The organism is Streptomyces sp. NPDC052301, from assembly GCF_044593395.1.
Lineage (GTDB): Bacteria > Actinomycetota > Actinomycetes > Streptomycetales > Streptomycetaceae > Streptomyces.
This window is the reverse complement of the sequence record NZ_JBIUBE010000013.1, coordinates 185,828-206,526: the sequence shown is the minus strand read 5'-3', so window position 1 is coordinate 206,526 and position 20,699 is coordinate 185,828. Positions and strand designations below refer to the sequence as shown.

General features: G+C 72.8%; 18 protein-coding genes. 6 read left to right on the top strand and 12 right to left on the bottom strand.

What is annotated here, in order from left to right; translation table 11 throughout:
• Positions 1-44: 44 nt before the first annotated feature.
• Entirely contained in the window at positions 45-1,547 is a 1,503-nt protein-coding gene (locus tag ACIHEJ_RS31280) for a metallophosphoesterase family protein (protein WP_400140449.1), read from the bottom strand.
• 115 nt (positions 1,548-1,662) lie between these two features.
• Between ACIHEJ_RS31280 and ACIHEJ_RS31275 the strand changes: the two genes are divergently transcribed.
• Positions 1,663-1,950, top strand: coding sequence for a DUF1905 domain-containing protein (locus ACIHEJ_RS31275; protein WP_400140448.1), 288 nt, complete (start codon positions 1,663-1,665; stop codon positions 1,948-1,950).
• A gap of 258 nt (positions 1,951-2,208) precedes the next feature.
• Positions 2,209-4,614 (top strand): M4 family metallopeptidase, encoded by a 2,406-nt coding sequence (locus ACIHEJ_RS31270; protein WP_400140447.1) that lies wholly within the window; start codon positions 2,209-2,211, stop codon positions 4,612-4,614.
• A 58-nt stretch (positions 4,615-4,672) separates the two neighbouring features.
• On the opposite strand, the gene ACIHEJ_RS31265 is transcribed toward ACIHEJ_RS31270, so the two are convergent.
• The 3 genes from ACIHEJ_RS31265 to ACIHEJ_RS31255 form a co-directional block, all read right to left on the bottom strand.
• Positions 4,673-5,872, bottom strand: coding sequence for a glycoside hydrolase family 64 protein (locus ACIHEJ_RS31265; RefSeq protein ID WP_400140446.1), 1,200 nt, complete (start codon positions 5,870-5,872; stop codon positions 4,673-4,675).
• A gap of 171 nt (positions 5,873-6,043) precedes the next feature.
• A complete protein-coding gene (locus tag ACIHEJ_RS31260) occupies positions 6,044-6,799 on the bottom strand; it encodes a dienelactone hydrolase family protein (RefSeq protein ID WP_400140445.1) in 756 nt (251 codons plus the stop codon).
• A gap of 116 nt (positions 6,800-6,915) precedes the next feature.
• On the bottom strand, positions 6,916-7,536 hold the full coding sequence (locus tag ACIHEJ_RS31255) for an L-threonylcarbamoyladenylate synthase (RefSeq protein WP_400140444.1): 621 nt from the start codon (positions 7,534-7,536) through the stop codon (positions 6,916-6,918).
• Positions 7,537-8,190: 654 nt separating this feature from the next.
• Here ACIHEJ_RS31255 and ACIHEJ_RS31250 point away from each other — a divergent pair.
• The gene (locus ACIHEJ_RS31250; protein ID WP_400140443.1) at positions 8,191-9,732 is read left to right on the top strand and encodes a helix-turn-helix domain-containing protein; all 1,542 of its coding nucleotides are present in this window, start codon (positions 8,191-8,193) and stop codon (positions 9,730-9,732) included.
• Positions 9,733-9,852: 120 nt separating this feature from the next.
• On the opposite strand, the gene ACIHEJ_RS31245 is transcribed toward ACIHEJ_RS31250, so the two are convergent.
• Positions 9,853-11,082 carry a cytochrome P450 gene (locus ACIHEJ_RS31245; protein ID WP_400140442.1) on the bottom strand — a complete coding sequence of 410 codons (1,230 nt, stop codon included), beginning with the start codon at positions 11,080-11,082 and terminating at the stop codon, positions 9,853-9,855.
• Positions 11,083-11,201: 119 nt separating this feature from the next.
• Positions 11,202-12,443 (bottom strand): serine hydrolase domain-containing protein, encoded by a 1,242-nt coding sequence (locus ACIHEJ_RS31240; RefSeq protein WP_400140441.1) that lies wholly within the window; start codon positions 12,441-12,443, stop codon positions 11,202-11,204.
• 402 nt (positions 12,444-12,845) lie between these two features.
• On the opposite strand from ACIHEJ_RS31240, the gene ACIHEJ_RS31235 reads away from it, so the two are divergent.
• Positions 12,846-13,073 (top strand): hypothetical protein, encoded by a 228-nt coding sequence (locus ACIHEJ_RS31235; RefSeq protein ID WP_400140440.1) that lies wholly within the window; start codon positions 12,846-12,848, stop codon positions 13,071-13,073.
• Positions 13,074-13,078: 5 nt separating this feature from the next.
• Here ACIHEJ_RS31235 and ACIHEJ_RS31230 read toward each other — a convergent pair whose 3' ends face one another.
• Positions 13,079-13,546 carry a hypothetical protein gene (locus ACIHEJ_RS31230; protein ID WP_400140439.1) on the bottom strand — a complete coding sequence of 156 codons (468 nt, stop codon included), beginning with the start codon at positions 13,544-13,546 and terminating at the stop codon, positions 13,079-13,081.
• A 343-nt stretch (positions 13,547-13,889) separates the two neighbouring features.
• Here ACIHEJ_RS31230 and ACIHEJ_RS31225 point away from each other — a divergent pair, with 343 nt between their 5' ends.
• Positions 13,890-15,239 (top strand): transaminase, encoded by a 1,350-nt coding sequence (locus ACIHEJ_RS31225; RefSeq protein WP_400140438.1) that lies wholly within the window; start codon positions 13,890-13,892, stop codon positions 15,237-15,239.
• Between the two features lie 19 nt (positions 15,240-15,258).
• On the top strand, positions 15,259-15,699 hold the full coding sequence (locus ACIHEJ_RS31220) for an Lrp/AsnC family transcriptional regulator (protein ID WP_400140437.1): 441 nt from the start codon (positions 15,259-15,261) through the stop codon (positions 15,697-15,699).
• A 94-nt stretch (positions 15,700-15,793) separates the two neighbouring features.
• Here ACIHEJ_RS31220 and ACIHEJ_RS31215 read toward each other — a convergent pair whose 3' ends face one another.
• From ACIHEJ_RS31215 to ACIHEJ_RS31195, 5 genes are all read right to left on the bottom strand, one after another.
• The gene (locus tag ACIHEJ_RS31215) at positions 15,794-16,900 is read right to left on the bottom strand and encodes a PP2C family protein-serine/threonine phosphatase (protein ID WP_400140436.1); all 1,107 of its coding nucleotides are present in this window, start codon (positions 16,898-16,900) and stop codon (positions 15,794-15,796) included.
• Positions 16,901-17,554: 654 nt separating this feature from the next.
• Entirely contained in the window at positions 17,555-18,442 is an 888-nt protein-coding gene (locus ACIHEJ_RS31210; RefSeq protein ID WP_400140435.1) for a Gfo/Idh/MocA family protein, read from the bottom strand.
• Between the two features lie 35 nt (positions 18,443-18,477).
• On the bottom strand, positions 18,478-19,461 hold the full coding sequence (gene tgmB, locus ACIHEJ_RS31205) for an ATP-grasp ribosomal peptide maturase (RefSeq protein ID WP_400140434.1): 984 nt from the start codon (positions 19,459-19,461) through the stop codon (positions 18,478-18,480).
• A 17-nt stretch (positions 19,462-19,478) separates the two neighbouring features.
• Entirely contained in the window at positions 19,479-19,670 is a 192-nt protein-coding gene (gene tgmA / locus ACIHEJ_RS31200) for a putative ATP-grasp-modified RiPP (RefSeq protein ID WP_366015288.1), read from the bottom strand.
• A 157-nt stretch (positions 19,671-19,827) separates the two neighbouring features.
• Entirely contained in the window at positions 19,828-20,664 is an 837-nt protein-coding gene (locus ACIHEJ_RS31195) for a fructosamine kinase family protein (protein ID WP_400140480.1), read from the bottom strand.
• Between the last annotated feature and the right edge of the window lie 35 nt (positions 20,665-20,699).

Below are 20,699 nucleotides of genomic sequence, written 5' to 3'. Positions count from 1 at the left end.
ATTCTGGCAGGCGAGTGTGACGACCGTGTGATGCGATCCGTGGCTCACTCCAGCGGGATCGTGACCTCGTCCTCGACCGGCGGATCGAGTTCCTGCGCCCGGTTGCCGGTGGCGGCGAAGCAGCGCAGCCGGACCGCGTCCGGGGTGACGTCCAGCCGCAGGAAGCACTTGAAGAACGGCGGGTCGTAGGTGGTGGAGGACGGCGAGAACAGCTGGGTGTACATCTTCTTCACGGGCAGCCGGAACCGGGAGCCGCGGTCGGGGCGGCTGCCGGTGCCCAGGAGGCTCGCGACGAGCCGGGTACGCCGGGTGACCCGGGCGTCGGGGCCGGGCGCGCGGCCCGGTTCGATGCCGAGGCGTTCGGCGACGACCGCGGTCGCCTCGGCCTCGGTGAGCCGGAACAGGCGGCGCAGCCGCAGCCGGCGGCCGTACAGACGGCTGTAGAAGGCGAGCGAGTCGCCGCGCAGCGGATAGCAGCGGAAGTCGCGCTCGGTGACACCGCCGACGGCCACCCGCGGGATGGTGTGCGTGGCGTGCATGAACGCCCCGCCGCCACCCGCGACCACGTACTGGACGGTGCGGCCGTCCACGTCGACCGGGTAGCGCTGGTAGTTGTGGATGTCGCCGCCGATCGCGGCCACGTAGTGGTGCTCGGGGGCGCGGACGATCTCGTCCACCGTGCCGCCGCCCTCGATGGCGCACGGGTGGTGCTCGCCGTCGACGTACAGCGGTGACCCGGTGACGAGGATCTTCGGCTTCGGCCCCTTCGACACCTCCCGCAGCCAGGCGCCCTGTTCGGCGTCGACCGTGCCCAGCAGACCGGTGTCGATGCCGACGATCCGCACCGGGCCCGCGTCGATCGCCCAGTACGGCCCCGGCTGCTCGGCCCGCTGGCCCGGCGCCGACCGCAACGCCCTTGCCTGCGCGAGTCGTTGCTCGTCGGTGGGACCGGGGCGGTGCCAGAGCAGGGTGCGCCACCAGGCGCGGCCGAGCGGGCGGGGCCGGGGCTCGGGGGCGAGCGGCGGGGAGTCGGCGCAGAAGACGCGCATGAAGGCGCCGAGGTCCTCGTACCAGTCGTGGTTGCCCGGTATCGCGAAGATCGGCGCGGGATAGTCCTGGTAGGGCCGGAAGAACTTGGTGCCGTAGTCGCCCGCGCTGCCCACCGGATAGATCACGTCGCTGGCGAGCACCGCGAACTCCGTGTCCTGACCGACTTTCAGGAAACCCGGTACGACGGCGTACTGGGAGGCGTCGCCCTCGCCGGTGTCGCCGATGACCAGGAAGGAGAACCGCTCGGGTACCTCCCGCCGGATCACCTTGTCGGCCGGTGCTCCCGCCGCCCGCCGCTGCGCCACCCACCGGCTGCGGGTGCGGCCGGTGGGATCGCCGAACCAGGACGCCAGCACGCCGTTGCGGGCGGCCCACAGGGTCCGCGGATTCAGCCACGACAGCTTCTCGACGTGTTCCGGCATCAGCTGCTGGTAGGCGCCGCGCTCGGCCGAGCCCCAGCCGGCGCCCTGAGCGGTATCGCGTGAGGAGTCAGACACGCCGTGAACGGTAACAACGCACCGCTCGCAGGGGGTTGCCGGGGCCTCGGCCCCTGCGCCGGGGACCCGATAGGCTGAACACCCCCGGCCCTCCTCCAGGAAGCGGGTCGCAAGCATGCAACTGGACTTCACCGGCCGCGTGATGGAGTGGCGGGGCCCGTCGCCGTACTACTTCGTCGCCGTGCCGGACGCGGAATCCGCCGACATCCGCGAGGTGGCCGCCCTGGCGACGTACGGCTGGGGCGTGATCCCCGTCGAGGCGACGATCGGCGGCGTCGCCTTCACCACCTCCCTCTTCCCCAAGGACGGCGGCTATCTGCTGCCGCTCAAGAGCGCGGTGCGGACACCGCAGGGGCTCACGGCCGGCGATCCCGTTGCCGTGGAGATGACCGTGCGGCTGTGAGGACGACGCCGGGAATCGACCCGGCGACTTCCGGCCGTTCGTCCGGTGTCCGTCCCCCCGTCTCATAGGGAAAACCCTCGATTGCCACCCCATTGGGTGGCATGGACTGGTCAATCCTGTCATTCTCCCTGCGCACATCGGTTCTCCCCACCCGTTCACGGATCACGGTCCCGCACAGCTCAACTCAGCCGGGCAGCAGACCCGTCTGCCCGGTCTGTCACCGGCCGCGACCCGGCGGCCGCAGCATGAGGAGTACGAGTGAGACCCCACAGACCCCTTCCCCACAAGCGGGCCACGGTCGGAGCCGCCCTGGTCTCCACCGCGGCCTTCCTCGCCGTCGGCCTCCAGGCGGTCCCGGCGACCGCCCACCCCGCCGCCGCCCACCCCAGCCCGCTGCGCACCGGCGGTCTGGAGGCCAAGCTCAGCCCGGCCCAGCACCGCGCCCTGATGAAGAGCGCCCAGCAGAGCACCGCCGCGACCGCCCGCACGCTGGGGCTCGGCGCGAAGGAGAAGCTGGTCGTCAGGGACGTCGTGAAGGACAACGACGGTACGGTGCACACGCGTTACGAGCGCACCTACGCCGGTCTGCCCGTCCTCGGCGGCGACCTCGTCGTGCACACCCCGCCCGCCTCGCTGGCCGCGGGAACCGTGAGCACCACGTACAACAACAAGCACACGATCAAGGTCGCCTCGACCACCGCGACCTTCACCAAGTCGGCCGCGGAGACCAAGGCGCTGAAGACCGCCAGGTCCCTCGACGCCACGAAGGCCACCGCCGACAGCGCCCGCAAGGTGATCTGGGCCGGCACCGGCACCCCGAAGCTCGCCTGGGAGACGGTGATCGGCGGCTTCCAGGACGACGGCACGCCCAGCCAGCTGCACGTCATCACCGACGCCGGCACCGGCAAGGAGCTGTACCGGTACCAGGCGGTCAAGACCGGTACCGGCAACACCCGGTACAGCGGGCAGGTCACGCTGACCACGACCCAGTCGGGTTCGACGTACACGCTGACCGACGGCGCACGCGGCGGCCACAAGACGTACAACCTGAACCACGGATCCTCGGGGACCGGGACGCTGTTCTCGCAGTCCAGCGACACCTGGGGGGACGGCACCAACTCCAACGCCGCCACCGCGGGCGCCGACGCGCACTACGGCGCGCAGGAGACCTGGGACTTCTACAAGAACACCTTCGGCCGCAGCGGCATCAAGAACGACGGTGTCGGCGCCTACTCCCGCGTCCACTACGGCAATTCGTACGTGAACGCCTTCTGGGACGACGGCTGCTTCTGCATGACCTACGGCGACGGCTCAGGGAACAACGACCCGCTGACCTCGCTGGACGTGGCCGGCCACGAGATGAGCCACGGCGTCACCTCCAACACCGCGGGGCTGGAGTACAGCGGCGAGTCCGGCGGCCTGAACGAGGCCACCTCCGACATCTTCGGCACCGGCGTGGAGTTCTACGCCAACAACGCGTCCGACCCGGGCGACTACCTCATCGGCGAGAAGATCGACATCAACGGCGACGGCACCCCGCTGCGCTACATGGACAAGCCCAGCAAGGACGGCGGCTCCGCCGACAGCTGGTACTCCGGTGTCGGCGGCCTGGACGTGCACTACTCCTCGGGCCCGGCGAACCACATGTTCTACCTGCTGTCCGAGGGCAGCGGCACCAAGGTCATCAACGGCGTGACCTACAACAGCCCGACCTCGGACGGCGTCGCCGTCACCGGCATCGGCCGCGCCGCCGCGCTGCAGATCTGGTACAAGGCGCTGACGACGTACATGACGTCCAGCACCAACTACGCCGCTGCCCGCACCGCCGCCCTGAACGCGGCGACCGCGCTGTACGGCGCCAACTCCGCCCAGTACGCCGGGGTCGCCAACGCCTTCGCCGGCATCAACGTCGGCAGCCACGTCACCCCGCCGGGTAACGGCGTGACGGTCACCAACCCGGGCAACCAGACCTCCACCGTCGGTACCGCCGTCAGCCTCCAGGTGCAGGCGAGCAGCACCAACAGCGGTGCGCTGAGCTACAGCGCCTCCGGTCTGCCGGCCGGCCTGTCGATCAACAGCTCCACCGGTCTGATCAGCGGCACGCCGACCACGGCGGGGACGTCCAACACCACGGTGACGGTGACCGACTCCACCGGTGCGACCGGCACCGCGAACTTCACGTGGACGGTCAACTCCAGTGGTGGCGGCGGCTGCACCTCGACCCAGCTGCTGCAGAACCCCGGCTTCGAGTCCGGTGCCACCAGCTGGACCGCGACCAGCGGTGTCATCACCAACGACAGCGGTGAGGCGGCCCACGGCGGCTCCTACAAGGCCTGGCTCGACGGCTACGGTTCCTCGCACACCGACACCCTGTCCCAGTCGGTGACGATCCCCGCGGGCTGCAAGGCGACCCTGACCTTCTACCTGCACATCGACAGCGCGGAGACGACCACCAGCACCCAGTACGACAAGCTGACGGTCACCGCCGGTTCGAAGACCCTCGCGACCTACTCGAACCTCAACAAGGCCTCCGGCTACAGCCAGAAGTCCTTCGACCTGTCCTCGCTGGCGGGCTCGACGGTCACCCTGAAGTTCAACGGCGTGGAGGACTCCTCGCTGCAGACCAGCTTCGTCGTGGACGACACCGCCCTGACGACCGGCTGACCCGTACGACCGCAGCCCCGCACCCCGGCAGCCGGCCGGGGTGCGGGGCCGCGGCATGTCAGCTCAGCGGATCCAGTGTCAGATACGCCTGCTGCGGGCTGCCGTCGTGGACCAGCGACTCCTGGTTGCCGACGTCGTCGAAGGCGAACGCGTAGGCCTTGCCGTCGGCCATCCGGGCATGCACGGCACGCGCGTACTGATTCGTCACGGCGTCCTGGTAGTAGCCGGCCGTCGTGGTGTCCGGCTGGTTGGGGTTGCTCAGCAGCGTCGAGCGGTTGAAACCCGCGCACAGAGTGCGGGAGATGGGGCCGCGGACGTTGTCGTTGGGCGCGTCGAGCAGCTTGTGGCAGCCGAAGACGCTGTCCGCGTCGGGCTTCTGGAAGCTGGTGACGACGGCGCCCGAGGCGTTGGTGAAGTTCATGACGTTGCCCGAGACGCGGCCGTAGTACTTGGTGTTCGGCTGGTCGGCGAACGGCGTGACCGTCAGCGTCGACGTCGTGTACTTCTGCCAGACCCGGTTGACGTAGTCGTCCATCACGTTCGCCGGCAGGGCGCCGGTCTCCACGCCGTACAGCGGGGACAAGGCGCGCAGCACCGTGCCGTCGGAACGCTTCTGGATCAGCCCGGGCCAGCCGCCGGACTGGCCGCGCAGTGCGTCGAAGAAGCCCGTGTAACCACCCGGCTTCAGGTGCCCGGTGCTGCTCACGCTGCCGTCGGCGCGTTGCACCCCGACCGCGTACGGGGCCGAGAACATGTCCACCTGGGTGCTGTTGAGCCACAGCCCGGAGTCGTTCAGCGTGTACTCGGACCAGTTGAACAGGATGTCCCGGTTGGGGTCGGACGGGTTCTGCACGGCCGGCTGCACCAGCCCGCCGGTGGTGAGCTTGAAGACGAGCTTCTGGCCGTAGGAGAAGTAGACGCGGCCGGAGAACTTCGGCAGACGGATCGTCGTCGACTGTCCGGCGGCCGGGCCGGTGATCGCCGCGTCCGGTGCCGGGGTGGGGGGATTGCCACCCGCCGGCCAGGCATGGAAGGTGCCGTTGGCGTCGGCCCAGCCCTGCCGGCCCGAGGACAGCTGGGTGCCCAGGTCGTAGACGTAGAGCGGGCCCGAACGGCCCGAGTTGTTGGTGATCTTCAGCGGGACCGTGTCCGGCACGGCGGCACCGGCCTGCTCCGGCGCGCCGAGGGCGAGCAGCCCGCTGACCAGAGCGGCGGCGGTCGTGAGGGGCAGCGCGGGGCGTATGAAACTGAGTGGCACTCTCTGCCTCCGTGTGGGGTCGGGGTCGTACGGAACTTGGTCCGTACCTGTCTGAGAGCGCTCTCAGATTCCCGCCGGGGCGCGTGCATGTCAATGACTTGGACGGAGTCGGGCGGTGGCGGGCGGAGCCGGCCCGCTGCCCCGGCCCAGGGTGGGCAGCGGGCCGTGGGGTCAGAACGCGCGCTCGAGCAGGTCGAGCAGCGCCGCCCAGTGGCGCTCGTCGGCCGCCCGGTCGTAGGCGGGGGTGTCGGCCTGTGTGTAGCCGTGGCGGGCACCCTCGTAGATCTCGCAGATGTGCCGGACCCCGGCCGCGGTCAGCGCCTCCTCGAAACGCGCTGCCTGCTCCGGAGGCAGCGACGGGTCGTCACCGGCGTGACCGAAGTACAGCTCCGCGGTGATCCGCGGGGCCGACAGGTGCGGACTGTCCGGACCGTCGACGACGAGACCTCCGGCGTGGAACCCGGCCGCCGCCGCGACCCGGTCCGGATGGCCGGCCGCCGTCCACACGGCCAGTCGCGCGCCCATGCAGTAGCCGGTCACCGCGGCCGGGCCGTCGGCCGCCGACGGGCTGTCGGCCAGCCGGCGCAGATAGGCGTCCGCGTCGCGCTCGATCAGGTCGGGCGTCAGCGATCCCACCACCGGGCCGAGCCGCTCCCAGATCGTCGGGTCGGCGGACGGGTCGATGAACTCGGGAAGGTCCACGACCGGCGTCCGGCCGAGGCGGTAGAAGACGTTCGGCACCAGCACCGTGTAGCCGGCCGCGGCGAGCCGGTCGGCCATCGACCTCAGGTGCGGGCGCATCCCGTAGGCGTCCTGGTAGAACAGCACGGCCGGATGGGGGCGCCCGTCGGCGGGATGGACGAGATAGGCGTCGCACACGCCGTCACCGGTCGGGATGTCGACGGTGGCGCCTCGTACGTCGGTCATGGTCACACGGCCCTTCCTCAGGGAACGGGCGCCGGGCGGCGGTACCTCTCGACGCCCCCGCCACGGCCATGCTGTCACGCGAGATCCCCGGCCGCCGCACCCGGCGTACCGTCCGGTCACTCGAAGCGGCTGGTGTCTCCGGCGCCCCGGCGGACGATCTCCGCCTCGCCGCCCGAGAAGTCGACCACCGTCGTCGGCTCGGTGCCGCAGTCGCCCGAGTCGACCACCGCGTCCACCGCATGGTCGAGCAGGTCCTTGATCTCCCATCCCTGGGTCATCGGCTCCTCCTCGTCCGGCAGCAACAGCGTGCTGGACAGCAGCGGCTCGCCCAGCTCCGCCAGCAGCGCCTGGGTCACCACGTGGTCCGGGATGCGCACGCCCACGGTCTTCTTCTTCGGGTGCAGCAGCTTGCGCGGCACCTCGCGGGTGGCCGGCAGGATGAAGGTGTAGCTGCCGGGCGTCGACGCCTTCACCGCCCGGAACACGTCGTTGTCCACCCGGACGAACTGGCCGAGCTGCGCGAAGTCCCGGCACATCAGCGTGAAGTGATGCCGGTCGTCGAGTCGGCGGATCGAGCGGATCCGGTCCATGCCGTCCCGGCTGCCCAGCCGGCAGCCGAGCGCGTAACAGGAGTCCGTCGGGTATGCGATGAGCGCCCCCTCACGCACCGCGTCGGCGATCTGGCCGATGCTGCGCGACTGCGGGTTCTCGGGGTGCACGTCGAAGTACTTCGCCATCCGCCGAGCTTATGCCGTCACCGGAGGCAGTGCGCGCAGGTACGGCGCCGACCGGCGTCGGCGTGCCCCAGGCCCCGGCCGGCCGAGGTGGAGGACGCCGCCACCGTGGCTGTCGCGCCGGACGACCGGCCCGGGCGCGGGCGGGCGGGGCCCGGGTGGCGCGCGGGCCGGCCGGTCCGGTGCCGCTGTCGGACCGCTCGTCGTGTCCCTGGGTCCGGTCGGCCCAGGCGGGCGCCGTCGCCGTGGTGTGGCGCCGGTGTCCGGGTATGCGCCGGGCTTTGCGGTCGGCCGTGGTCTGGGGCCCTGGGCGGGTCTTCGTGAACGGCGCACGGCTGTGCCGGATCGTCGGCGTGGTCCGGCTGCCGGACGCGGTCGTCGTGGCGGCGGCCGGGTCCGGGTGGCGCGCGGGCCGGCCGGTCCGGTGCCGCCGTCGGACCGGCCTGAGATCCCCTGGTGTAGCCGGTGGATTCCCGGGCACACGAACTTTCGAGCCGTCCGGGGCTGTCCCCCCACTCCGGACGCGGCGTCTCCGCCGGCGGCCCGTCCCCCCAGGCCGCCGGCGGAGCCATGTGCGGCGCGGGACGGGTGCCCGGCACGTCGGGTAACGTGCCCCTGCGTACGCCCAGGTCAACGCGGAGACGAGGAGAGGGGCACGTGACCGGCCGACCGGACGAGGACAGCGCGATCCCGCGGCCGTACGACGGTGAGACCGCCTGGGCACAGCAGTTGCTCGGCCAGCTGCGGCCCGCCGGACGCGATCCGCGCCGCCTCGTCGCCTGGCTCGCCCGGACCACCCGTGCCAGGGTGTGCCTCCTGGACGCCCACGGCCACCTGCTCGCCGGGGAGCGGCTGCCGCTCGACGCCGCCGTGGTCGCCGACATCGCCGGCGGCCGGCTCTCCGCCGCCGCCCTCGAGGACGGTGAAGGGCATGCGCGCCTGGTCGGGATACGTCACCAAGGCCCGGCCCCCGCCCCCGGTGCCGTCCTGGCCGCGGCCCGCCCGGCCGCCTTCGACCGGCACACCGCGGAGATCCTCAACCACACCGCGGGGGCACTGGAACTCGTCCTGCGCGAGCGGGAGCTGACGGAGGCCGCAGGTCGGCTGCGGCGGGCCACGGCCGACCTGCGGCTGGCGATCCTGCAACTGCTGATGGTGGAGGACACCGTCTCCGCCCGCCGCGTCGCCGCGGGGCTGTGGCCGGGGCTGCTGGAGGACGACACCGCCCGGGTGTACGTCGTCGAGTCCGCCGCGGCCGAACGCGACCGGCTCGCCGACGCCTGCCTGGACGTCACCGAGGGCGGGGCGCTCGTCGTGCGCTGCCCCGCGATGGACGGACACGTCATCGTCCTCGGCCCGTCGGCCGAGGTGGAGGAGCGGCTGCGCTCCCTCGTCGTCGGCCGGCCCGGCACCTTCCTCGGCGGCAGCCCCCGGCAGCGCCTCGCCCTGACCGCCACCGCCTACGGTCAGGCCGTCAGCGCGCTCGCCGTCGCCCGGTTCCGGCCGGACCGGGCCGCCATCTACGCCGAACGCACCCGCCCCGCACAGCTCATGCATCCGGACGCGCTGCGCGCCTGGTCGGCGCAGGTGCTGCGGCCGCTCGACACGCTGGCGCACCATGTGCGCGCCGAACTGCTCGCCACCACCCGCCTCGGCCTGGAGTTCACCGCCGTCAGCACCGCCAAGGTGCTCGGTGTCAGCCGCAACACGGTCCGCGCCCGCATGGACCGCCTCGCGGCACTGCTCGACGCCGATCTGTCCGCCCTGACCGTCCGCGCCGTCGCCCAGATGGCACTCAACACCGAGGCGGCGCACGGCCCCTGCGACCCCGGCGGCACGGCACCCCGCCGGCCCGCCGCGGCACAGCTCGCCGACCTGTTGCGCACCAGCGCGCTGCGGAGCTGGGCCGAGCGCCTCCTCGGCCGCCTCGACACGGACGGCCGGGACCTGCGCGGCACCCTGCGCGCCTGGCTCGCGGCCGACGCACACGCCGAACGCGCGGCCGAGGCGCTGGGCGTGCACGCCCAGACCGTGCGCGAACACGTCAGGGCCGCCGAACCCGTCCTGGAACGCCGGCTGACGGCCGGCGGCACCGATCTGTACGAGGTGGTCCTCGCCCATCTCGTCACCGGCGAGCTGACCCTGCCCGCGCTGGGTCCGGCGAACCGGGACCAACCGGACCGGCCTGTGCACCGGTGAGTGCCGTCCGGGCCGCTCAGGGCATCGGTGCGCTACCGCCGGCCCGGCACTGCGGTTAAGTTCGGCAGTCCGCGCGGGGCACGACCGGAACGGGGGACCGGTCGCGGCCCCGTGCCCCGCTCACCCGGCCAGCACCGGGATCTCCTGCCAGCCGTGCGCGATGAACGACGGCACGTGCCGCAGCTCCTCGGGCCCGACGGCCAGGCGCAGCCCCGGGAAACGGGAGAACAGGGCGGGCAGTGCCGTGAGCGCCTCCAGCCGGGCCAGCGGCGCCCCGATGCAGCGGTGCACCCCTGCACCGAACGCCAGGTGGTCCTCGGCGCCCCGCGCCGCGTCGAAGACGGCCGCGTCCGCGCCGTAGTGCGCCGGGTCCAGACCGGCCGCCGCGTACGTGGTGATGATCGCGTCCCCGGCCGGGATCGTCACGTCCCCCACCTTCAGATCGTCCACCGCGAACCGCAGCGGCAGTGCGGCGATGGACGGATGCACCCGCAGCGTCTCGTCGACCACCTGCTCCCAGCCGACCGCCCCGGAGCGCACCGCCGCCAGCTGCGCCGGATCCGTCAGCAGCGCGACCACCGCGTTGCCGATGAGGTTGACGGTGGTCTCGAACCCGGCGCCGACCACCAGCAGCAGCGTGTGCAGCAGCTCCTGGTCGGAGAGCCGGTCGCCGTCGTCGTCACGGACCCGGATCAGCTCCGTGGTGATGTCGTCGCCCGGGTGCGTGCGCCGGTGGTCGACCAGCGCGCCCAGCACCGAGCCGATCCGCTCGTGCACGGAGGCCGCGAACTCGGGGCTCGGGTCGGAGGTGTCCATGATGTCGGCGATGAGGCGTGCCGCATCGGGCCGCAACTCCTCCGGCACACCGAGCAGTTCGCAGATCATGCGCATCGGCAGCGGATGCGCGAGCCCCGTCCGCAGATCGATCACGCGGCCGTCCGCGCCCTCGGTCTCCAGCGCGTCCAGCAGTTCGGCGGTCAGGGCCGCCACGCGCGGGCGCATCGCCTCGGTGCGCCGGTGCGTGAAACTCGGCGCCACCAGCTTGCGCAGCCGGGCGTGGTCGGTGCCGTAGGTGGAGAGCATGTTGACCACGCCCACCCAGTTCGCCATCCAGCTCCAGGACGGGTGCTGCTCCAGCTCCGGCCACAGCCGCCAGTGCAGGCGCGCGTCCTTGCTGACCCGAGGGTCGAGGACGAGGTCTTTCAGGGTGTCGTAGCCGGTGGGCGCCCACGCGGGGATGCCGCCGGGCAGTTCGACGGGTACGACGGGGCCGAGGGTGCGCAGCCGGGCGCTCTCCGCCACGATGTCGGATCCGAAGGGGTCGAGGGCGATGCGGTCGGTGACGGTCACGACGGATCTCCTGGGTGAGCGGCCCTCTCACGAGGCGGTCGTCCTTCAGTAGACGCCGTCCTCGGCGGAAAGCACACCGCGCGAACTCTCCCGGCCACGGATCTGGCCGAGTTCGTGCCTCACCCGGTCGGTGAGACCGGGAGATCGTAGACGTGCTGCGGGGAGATGATCCGCGTGATCGCCTCGCCCAGCACGGTGCTGGGCTCCTGACCCCGGTAGTCGGTGTCGGTGTTGAGGAGCGCGACGAGCGTCGTCCGGGTCGACGGCAGGTGGATCGTGAGCGACTCGTAGCCCGGCAGGGAGCCGTTGTGCCCGATCCAGCCCTGCACGTGGAAGATCCCGAGGCCGTAGCCCGCTCCCGCGATCGAGCCGGTCGGCGGCGTGACCAGCCGCTGCTGCTGCGTGGCGGCACCGACCATCCGCTTGCCGTCCGGGAAGCGGCCCGTGGCGACCGTGGGCGCCCAGGTGTGCAGATCCTCGAGCGTGGAGATCATCGCGCCGGCCGCCCAGCCCCAGGACGGATTCCAGTCGGTCGCGTCGGCCTGGGTGCCGTTCGCCGTCTGCTCGGTGTACCCCTGCGCGTGCGGGGCGGGGAACTCGTTCCCGGCCGGGAAGAGCGTGTCCTTCATCCCGGCCGGATCGAGGATGTGCTGCTTGATGTAGTCCCCGAGGTGCCGGCCGCTCTGCTTCTCCACCACCAGGCCGAGCAGGATCAGGTTGGTGTTGGAGTAGAAGAACTTCTCCCCCGGCCGGAACATCACCGGGTGCTTGAAGGAGTAGGCGAGCAACTGCCGGGGCGTGAAGCTCCGTTGCGGGTCGGAGGTGAGCGCCTTGAAGAACCCCGGGTCCGCGGAGTAGTTGAACAGCCCGCTACGCATCCCCGCGAGCTGACGCAGCGTGATCTCGTCACCGTTGGGCACGCCGTCGACGTACCTGCCGATCGGGTCGTCCAGGTGCGCCTTCCCCTGGTCCACCAGCTGCAGCAGGGCGGTCACGGTGAACGTCTTGGTCTCGCTGCCGATGCGCATGTACAGGTCCGGCGCCATCGTGCGGCCGGTGCTCCTGTCGGCGACACCGAACGAGCGGACGTAACTCGGCTGTCCCGGGGTCCAGATGCCGACGGTCACGCCGGGCACCTGTGCCTCGTGCATCACCCGCTGGACCGCGGCGTCGAGCCGGCGGGCCACCTGAGGCGTCATCGCGCGGACCTGCGGCGCGGCGGGGGACGAGCCGGCGGAGAGCCCGGCAGGCACGGGGGAGGACGCTGCCCGTACGGGTTCGGCGGCGACCGGTGTCAGCAGCGTCCCCGCCGCGACGGCGATCACCGTCCCCCTGCGCAGAGGCGCGGATGAGTGCGACATGGCCTGGACTCCAAGCACGGGAGAGGCGAACGTGCGGTGAGCGGCACGTCGTGGCCCGGACCTTCACGATTCACAGCATAGGAGTGGACGTCTCGCGCCGCCCCTCGGACCGACGGCACCCGCGCCTCGGTGCGCGCGGGCCGGGGCCGCCACTGCTCGTGGAGCCGGGCGCGGCGGGCAGGGAACGGGGGCGCGGAACGGGACGAGGGCCGGGAGCCGGAGCGCGGAACGGGGAGCCGAGGCCGGGAGCAGTGGCAGGGGGCGGGAGGTCAGGAGCGCCCGGTCCGGGGCGGGATGGTTGTCCGACGGGCGGAACGCATCGTTCGAGCGACGCCCTCACCCGACCCGGTGAGCGGATCGGCCCGGGGCGAACCGGCGGCGGTCACAGGGCGTTGCCCCGGCATGAAGCGCTTGGACCGTGTGGACCACCAGCACCGGACGGAGCAGACGCCCGGGGGCGACCGGAGGCACCGGCTCGGCAGGGTGGACCGGACGCGGGAGCCGATCTACGCGCGGCTCGTCGCGGAGTGGCGGGCCGATGGCCGGGCGGTTCCCGCGCAGCCGGAGGTGGTGTGGGCGCCCTTCCTCGGCCTCGCCCCGGGTGGGCGGCCCGAGCGCGGCCGCCCCTGATCCCCCTACCGCCCGGCCATCGGCGCCAGTACGGCGAGGGTGCCGTTGGCGTGTCGCAGCGCCTCTTCGAGGGTGCCGGGCGCATGGAGCGTGCCGTTGCCGTCGGGCGGCACGAGCCACTCCAGGGAGCGGGACGGCCGGTACGGCGGCGGAACGGCCACCCAGGACCCCTTGGTCGCGTACCGCAGTCCGGCGCCCACCCAGCCGCCGGACGGGTCCGGCGGCAGGAAGAAGCCGACGCGTCCGGCGGTGGTGTCCACCAGGGTGGGCCCCGGCACCGGCAGCGACGGCCGCCACAGCAGGTCCAGGGCGAGCAGTCCCAGCCGGTCGGGGACGCTCAGCACGTCCCAGAAGCGGCCCGCCTCCAGCAGCGCGACGCCCTCCCCGTGATCCCACTCCCATTTGCAGGCGCGCGGGTCCGCCGCCGCAGCGGCCAGCCACTCCACGCCACGCATCCACATCGTGTTCGTCATGCACTGCTCCGGATGTCCTCGCTCGCCGCCCCCTGGGCGCAGGAAACGGCCAGGGCCGGGCACTTCGTGCGCCTGCACACCAACTCGGCATATGCATGCTGGTAGATATTTCTACCTGGCGGAAGGGGTGGCGCGCCCTGGCGTTTGCGCCGGGACGTTCGAACTCCGCGCGCGGGTTCGTCAGTTGAGGACGGGGGACGCGTCGCCCCTTGAGGTCGGCAGCGGAGACGGCTCACGCTTGATTCAAGCGTCAAGGCAACCGAATCATGCGTCAACCCTTGCTGGAGTCATTGTTTCGGTCGTAGTCTCACGTCATCCGTCACCGTATCCGGCGAGGCATTTCATGGACCGCACCCGTCTGCACACCCTCATGGCCCGCGAGAGCAGCGAGGCCGAGCGGCGCAACCCGCGCTCGCGCGCGGCTTATGCGCGGGCCGACCACCTCTTCGGCCGGGTGCCGATGACATGGATGAACAAGACGGCCGGTGCCTTCCCCCGCTACCTGGCCGGTGCGCGCGGTGCCCGGGTCACCGACGTGGACGGGCACGAGTACATCGACTTCTGCCTCGGCGACACCGGCGCGATGGCCGGTCACTCGCCCGCCCCCGTCACCGAGGCGGTGCAGCGGCGGTACGGCGACCTGGGCGGCGCCACCGCCATGCTGCCCACCGAGGACGCCGAGTGGGTCGGCGCCGAACTGACCCGCCGGTTCGGCCTGGCGCGCTGGAGCTTCTCGCTGACCGCGACCGACGCCAACCGCTGGGCGATCCGGCTCGCCCGCGCCGTCACCGGCCGGCAGAAGATCCTGGTGAACAGCTACTGCTACCACGGCAGCGTCGACGAGTCCCTGATCGTGGTCGGCCCGGACGGCGAGGGCGCGGCCCGCCCCGGCAACGTCGGCGCCCCGTGCGACGTGACGCTGACCAGCCGGGTCGCGGAGTTCAACGACCTGGTGGGACTGGAGCGCGAGCTGGCCCACGGCGACGTCGCCGCCGTCCTCATGGAGCCCGCTCTCACCAACATCGGCATCGTCCTGCCCGAGCCCGGCCATCTCGCGGGCGTCCGCGAGCTGACCCGGCGGTACGGCGTGCTGCTGATCAACGACGAGACGCACACCTTCTCCGCCGGGCCCGGGGGCTGCACCGCCGCGTGGGACCTGGAGCCGGACCTGCTGACCATCGGCAAGGCCATCGGGGGCGGCATCCCGGCCGGCGCCTACGGGCTCTCCGCCGAGCTGGCCGAGCGGCTGCTCGCCCGTACCGACCTGGACCTCGTCGACATGGGCGGCGTGGGCGGCACCCTGGCGGGCAACGCGCTGTCGGTCGCGGCGATGCGGGCCACCCTCGAGCACGTGCTGACGGACGAGGCGTTCGTCGGCATGGCCAAGCTCTCCGAACGCTTCGAGGCCGGTGTCCGGGCCGGTGTCGAGGCGCACGGCCTGCCCTGGTCCGTCAGCCGCCTCGGCGCCCGCACCGAGTACCGCTTCACCTCCCCGGCGCCGCGCACCGGCACCGAGTCCGCGGCGGCCTCCGACCCGGAGCTGGAGGACTTCCTGCACCTGTACCTCGCCAACCGGGGCATCCTCCTCACCCCGTTCCACAACATGGCGCTCATGTGCCCCGACACCACCGAGCAGGACGTCGACAGGCACACCGAGGTCTTCGCCGCCGCCCTGTCCGAACTGGCCGGCTGAGAAGGGATCACCCGTGCCCATGGACGAGATCGACCGGGCCATCCTGCGCGAGCTGCAGACCGACGGCCGCATCGCCTACGCCGACCTCGGCCCGAAGGTCGGCCTGTCCGCCTCCGCGGCCCGGCAGCGGCTGCAGCGCCTGCTGGAGTCCAAGACCGTTCAGGTGGTCGGCGTCACCGACCCGATGGCCATGGGCGGTCAGGCCATGGCGCTGCTCGGCATCGGTGTCGACGGGGATCCCCGCACCGTCGCCGACGCGCTCGCCGAACGGCCCGAGGTCGTCTACTCGGTCCTGACCTCGGGCGGATTCGACCTGTTCGCCGAGGTGGTCGCGCCCGGCCCGAAGGCCCTGCTGGACTTCGTCAACGACGCCGTCCGTCCCCTGGAGGGCGTCCGCGAGATCCAGTCCTTCCCCTACTTCGGCATCCACACCCACCGCTTCCTGTGGGACGTGGGCTGACGGGCGCTGCCGGGCGTCGGCACCGGGGACGCGCAGGCGCGGGAGGTCGGCGCGGGGCGGGCACGGCCCCAGGGCGCAGGCCGGAGGGGCCGGGTCAGGGGCCCGTGGACTCGGGCGCGAGCACCAGGATGGTGGCGTCGTCGCGGACCATGTAGCGCCGTTGCAGCAGGTCCGCCCACACCGCACCGGGCAGCTCGGCGGGCGCGGTCCCGGTCAGGGCGACCAGCCGGTCGGGCAGCGGATAGAAGGAGCCCGAGGCGTCCCGCGCCTCCCACACGCCGTCGGAGGCCAGGAACAGCCGGTCGCCCGGGCCGAGCGCCACCGTGGCCCCCTTCGGCGGATCGACCCCGACCATCCCGAGCCCCAGCGGCGGACCGGGCGTGACCGTCACCTCCACGGCCTGCCCCGCCTGCAGCAGGACGGGCGCCGGATGACCACAGGCCACCACCCGGACCGCACGCGCGTCGGGCGAGAACTCCAGCAGCACCCCGGTGGCGAACAGCTCCGGGTGCCGCACGCCGGCCGAGTCCACCGCCAGCCTGCGGTCCATCCGCGCCACCACCGACTCGAGGTCCGGCTGGTCCAGCACCGCCTCCCGGAACGCCCCCAGCAGCGCCACCACCGTCGCGACCGCCGCCAGCCCGTGCCCCTGCACGTCGCCCATCACGGCCCGCACGCCGTACGGCCCCTCGCGCACGTCGTAGAAGTCCCCGCCCACCAGGGTCCCGTCCTGCGCGGCCCGGTAGAGGCCCGCGCACCCGATCCGCCCGACCCGCTCCGGCAGCGGCGGCATCACCGCCCGCTGCACGGCCTCGCCGATCTCCCGCTCGGTGTCCAGCTGGGCGTCCCGGCGGCTGCGCACGTAGGACACGAACACACTCAGGGCGGCCACGAACACGACGGTGAGCAGATCGGTGTTGCCGGGCCGGTCCAGATGCGTGGCCGGCACGTTCAGCACCACGATCACCGATAGACCGAGGAGCGCGGTGGCCACCGGGCCGTACGACAGGACGGCCAGCGGCGGGATCGCGCCCAGCAGGAACCCGGCGTCCCGCGCGTCGGGAGTGATCAGCGTGGCCACGGTGACGGCCACGAGCAGCACCACGGGCAGCGCCCGCACCCACCACGGCGGTGGCGCGCCCCGCAGCCAGCCGCGATCCTCCTGCCTGCCACGCGACCACCGGCCGCGCACCGATCCCACGTCCCCACGCTACGCCGCCGCCCTCACCCGGGCCCGCCGACGAACCGGCCCTCACCGCCTTCTCCGGGTCGCACCACGGGCCCCGCCGCGCAGGACCGGGACGCGGAGCAGGTGATGTGCGGTCCTCTCGCTGCCTCGGACCGAGGGCGCAGGGTGTCGACCAGGCCGCCGGCCGCCGTGGCCTCCGGGTCCAGCAGGCCGACGCCGGCTCACTGCACACGGCACACGGCCGGTGTACGGCCGACGATCGCGGCGACGTCGGCGAAGGGGCCCACACGGTGCTCCCGCCGCGCTCGTGCGGAGCCGGCCTGGTCGAGGCGGACGCGACCGTCGTCCGCCGGGGGAATCGACGGCCTCGGCAGGGCAGGAGACCCGTTCGGGGTGCGCGTCTGCGACGAACCGCTCGCCAGGACGCCCCGGCACAACGGCGACGAGGAGCTCCGAGACCTCACCGCGGCGCTGGGCCACCTCAGCCTGTTCGTCCCGCTGGCGCTCACCGGCAAGCCGATCCCGGCCCTCGGCCGAGAGCCGCACCGGCCGACATCCCGCCGACCGGGCCCGCACCGCCCTGTGCCCGGCCCGGCCGGCAGACGGCCTCGCAGGCGCCCCGGACGGCTGTCCTGCGCGTACCCACCGTCCCAGCCGGCAGCGCCCCTATTGCCCGCCGTTCGCCAACCGCTCCTCCGCCATGGCCAGGATCTCGGTGACGCGGAGGCCGAAGACGATGTCGCAGGGGTGGCGGCGGCCCGTGCGGGCGGCCTGATGCAGGGCGTCGGCGGCGCGGGTGAGCGCCGGGACCGCTCCCTCGGAACTGCCCGGAAGCACCGTCACCCCCGACTCGCCACGGAGCTCCACATCGGCCCCGGCCGCCGCCGGTGGAGCCGTCAGGCTCAGCGTGAGCATGCTCGACGCCCCGGTGAGGTGGTCGAGGACCAGGTGGACGGTGTCCCCGGGACCGTGCGCCGCCGCCACCACCTGCCGTACGTCACCGAGCACCGGCAGCAGGACCGACAGGGCGTGCGGGCCGACGTCCCACAGCGCGCCCTTCTCGCGTCGCCACGGAGAGTCCGCGAACGGGCTGTCGCCCGTGAACACCGCCCCCAGCCACTGCGCCCGCGCCGTGAACCACCCGGAGACGGCGGCCTGTTCCTCGATCCAGGCCTCCGGCTCCTTCTGGAAGCGCGCGGTGAAGAACACCACCGACGCCACTCCGGCCCGCTCCACCGCCTCCGCGACGGCCCGTCCCTCGGCGACCGACAGGGCGAGCGGCTTGTCGAGCAGCAGATGCCGGCCCGCCCGCGCCGCGCGGACCGCCAACTCCGCCTGCACGGAAGGCGGCAGGGCCACCGCGACCGCGTCCACGTCGGCCAGCAGGGCCTCCACGTCGGCGTACGCGGCGACCCCGTACTGCTCCGCCAGCGCCGTGGCGGCCTGCGGCCGGCGCCCCCACACCCCGGCGAACTCCAGGCCGGTGTGCCCGGCCAGGGCGGGCGCGTACGCCGCCCGGGCCCACGGGCCGGTTCCCAGCAGTCCGATGCGCATACAGCGTTCCTTTCTCCGAGCCCTTCCCCGCACCCTCAAGAGGCCGCGCTCCGGTCGCCCGCCGCACACCTGCGCCCCGGATCGCCCTTCCCCGCGAGCCAGTCGGCGATCGTGGCGGCGATCGGCTGGCCGGTGTCCATCTCCACGAACCCGAACTGCCCGGACTGGTTGCACTCCAGGAACCACCAGATGCCGTCGGCGTCCTCCGCGAAGTCGAAGGCACCGTAGGCCAGTTCTGCCCCCGCCATGTAACGCAGCACGGCCTCGGCGACGCGCGGGGGCACCTGCGCGGGCAGCCACGGCGAGACCGACGGGGCGAAACGGACGTCCACGTCGTCGGGGTGGGCGTCCGGATCGGAGGGCTTGCGCGCGGCCAGCAGCGTGTCGCCGACGACGGTGAGCCGGATGTCGGCCCGCTTGGTGATCCGCCGCTGCAGCAGCGTCGGCCCGAAGGCGACCGCCGCGAAGTCGGTGTCCGGCGCGACCCGGCTGGTCGGCACCGCACGCGGCGGCTCCTGCGGATGCGCGCCGGAGACCGGCTTGACCACCAGGTCCGGGAAGCGTTCCGCGAACTCCCGCGCCGCCTGCGGGAACGTCGTGATCAGGGTCGCCGGCACGGCCAGCCCGCAGCGCTGGGCGAGGTGGAGCTGCCACGGCTTGTGGCGGGCCCGGACGGCGGCGTCCGGATGGTTCATCCAGCGTGCGTCCGTGCAGCGTAGCATGCCGTACAGCGCCTGCGACGACTCCTCCGTCAGCCAGGCGGACGGCTGCGGGGCGCGCGAGGCCGGCGCCCCGGGCCTGCGCACCCAGACGGAGCGCAGGCCGTTCATGCTCACCAGGCGCCCGCCGACGGACAGATGTCCACGGCGGTCGCCCTGGATGTACTCGCCCGAAAGCGCCACCCCTCGGGTGAGATCGGCGGGATCGAGCCGGACCACGGGCACGCCCGTCTCGCCCAGCCGGAGGACCACCATGTCCGCCGTCACGTCCTCTTCACTGGTCAGAATGAGCACGGTCATCTTTCGAAGCCCGTGGTTCAGTCGTCGAAGTGCGTCTTGGAGCCGGCGGTCGAGGTCGTGGTCCCCAGCGCCCTGAGCACTCCGTGGTCCGTCGCGGCGATCCGTCCGTCCGGGAGGACGTTCAACTGCAGTCCGGAGTCGTACGCGTACGGAGTGGTGACGTCCAACTGCACAGCTGGGCGCGCGTAGTTGAGCGTGAACGGTTGCATGGTTCTCTCCCTGATTCGGCTTTCACGTCCTTATACGAATCGAACGGGTGATTGGTTTCCTTACGCTGCGTAACCGGGGTCCGGAGCAGGGCCGTTCGGTGTCAGGTAGGAGGACGCCGAAAGGGCCCGGGCGGCTGCGTGGCGAGGCCGGCGGTTCTCATCCCGCCAGGGCGCCGCGGGCCACGGAGAGGGCCTGCTCCGCGTACCCGCGTCCGAACAGCACCGCGTGCACCAGGAGCGGGAAGAGTTGGTGCACGCCCACCCGTTCCCGCCGCCCGTCGGCCGTCGGTGCCGCCTCCTCGTACCCGGCGAGCACCCGGTCCAGATGGGGGCAGCCGAAGAGCTGGAGCATCGCCAGATCGGTCTCGCGGTGTCCGCCGTGCGCGGCCGGGTCGATGAGCCGGACCTCGCCGTCGGCGCCCCACAGCACGTTCCCGCTCCACAGGTCGCCGTGCAGCCGGGCGGGCGGCTCGGCCGGCCCCGCCAGGTCGGGCAGCCGGGCGCAGACCCGTTCGAACAGGGCCGCCTCGGCCGGCCGCAGGGTGCCGCGGTCCACCGCGCCGCGTACGTACGGCAGCACGCGGTGCTCGGCGTACCAGGCGGCCCAGTCGGTGCCCGGCGCGTTGCGCATGGGGGCGAGGCCGATGTACGCGTCCTCGGGGCCGCCGGGCGGCGGAGCGCCGAAGTGGGGTGCGCCTGCTGCGTGGAGGGCCGCCAGCGCGTGGCCGAAACGCAGTGCCCCCTCGGGGTCGGGACGCCCGGTCGGGACCCGCTCGGTCACCATCCAGTGCTCGTCGTGACCGAGCACCGCCGGCACCCGGACCGCGTCGGCCGCGGCCAGCCAGCGCAGGCCGGCCACCTCGGCGTGTACGGCCCCGGGGGCGTCGCCGCGCTTGACCATGACCGGCGTCCCGCCGTCCAGCGTCACTTCAGCGGGCGACCCGGACGCCGCACGCGCCCCGGCGACCCGGCGCCCGGTGAGCCGGGACGCCACCTGTCCCGGATCCTCGTCTCGGTTGGTCACGACCT

Coding starts and splice junctions, on each gene's coding strand:
- ACIHEJ_RS31235 (WP_400140440.1), top strand. CDS start 12,846: ATGAAGCGCTTGGACCGTGTGGACCACCAGCACCGGACGGAGCAGACG.
- ACIHEJ_RS31255 (WP_400140444.1), bottom strand. CDS start 7,536: ATGGCGAAGTACTTCGACGTGCACCCCGAGAACCCGCAGTCGCGCAGC.
- ACIHEJ_RS31260 (WP_400140445.1), bottom strand. CDS start 6,799: ATGACCGACGTACGAGGCGCCACCGTCGACATCCCGACCGGTGACGGC.
- ACIHEJ_RS31210 (WP_400140435.1), bottom strand. CDS start 18,442: ATGCGCATCGGACTGCTGGGAACCGGCCCGTGGGCCCGGGCGGCGTAC.
- ACIHEJ_RS31220 (WP_400140437.1), top strand. CDS start 15,259: ATGGACGAGATCGACCGGGCCATCCTGCGCGAGCTGCAGACCGACGGC.
- ACIHEJ_RS31230 (WP_400140439.1), bottom strand. CDS start 13,546: ATGACGAACACGATGTGGATGCGTGGCGTGGAGTGGCTGGCCGCTGCG.
- tgmA (WP_366015288.1), bottom strand. CDS start 19,670: ATGCAACCGTTCACGCTCAACTACGCGCGCCCAGCTGTGCAGTTGGAC.
- tgmB (WP_400140434.1), bottom strand. CDS start 19,461: ATGACCGTGCTCATTCTGACCAGTGAAGAGGACGTGACGGCGGACATG.
- ACIHEJ_RS31240 (WP_400140441.1), bottom strand. CDS start 12,443: ATGTCGCACTCATCCGCGCCTCTGCGCAGGGGGACGGTGATCGCCGTC.
- ACIHEJ_RS31225 (WP_400140438.1), top strand. CDS start 13,890: ATGGACCGCACCCGTCTGCACACCCTCATGGCCCGCGAGAGCAGCGAG.
- ACIHEJ_RS31275 (WP_400140448.1), top strand. CDS start 1,663: ATGCAACTGGACTTCACCGGCCGCGTGATGGAGTGGCGGGGCCCGTCG.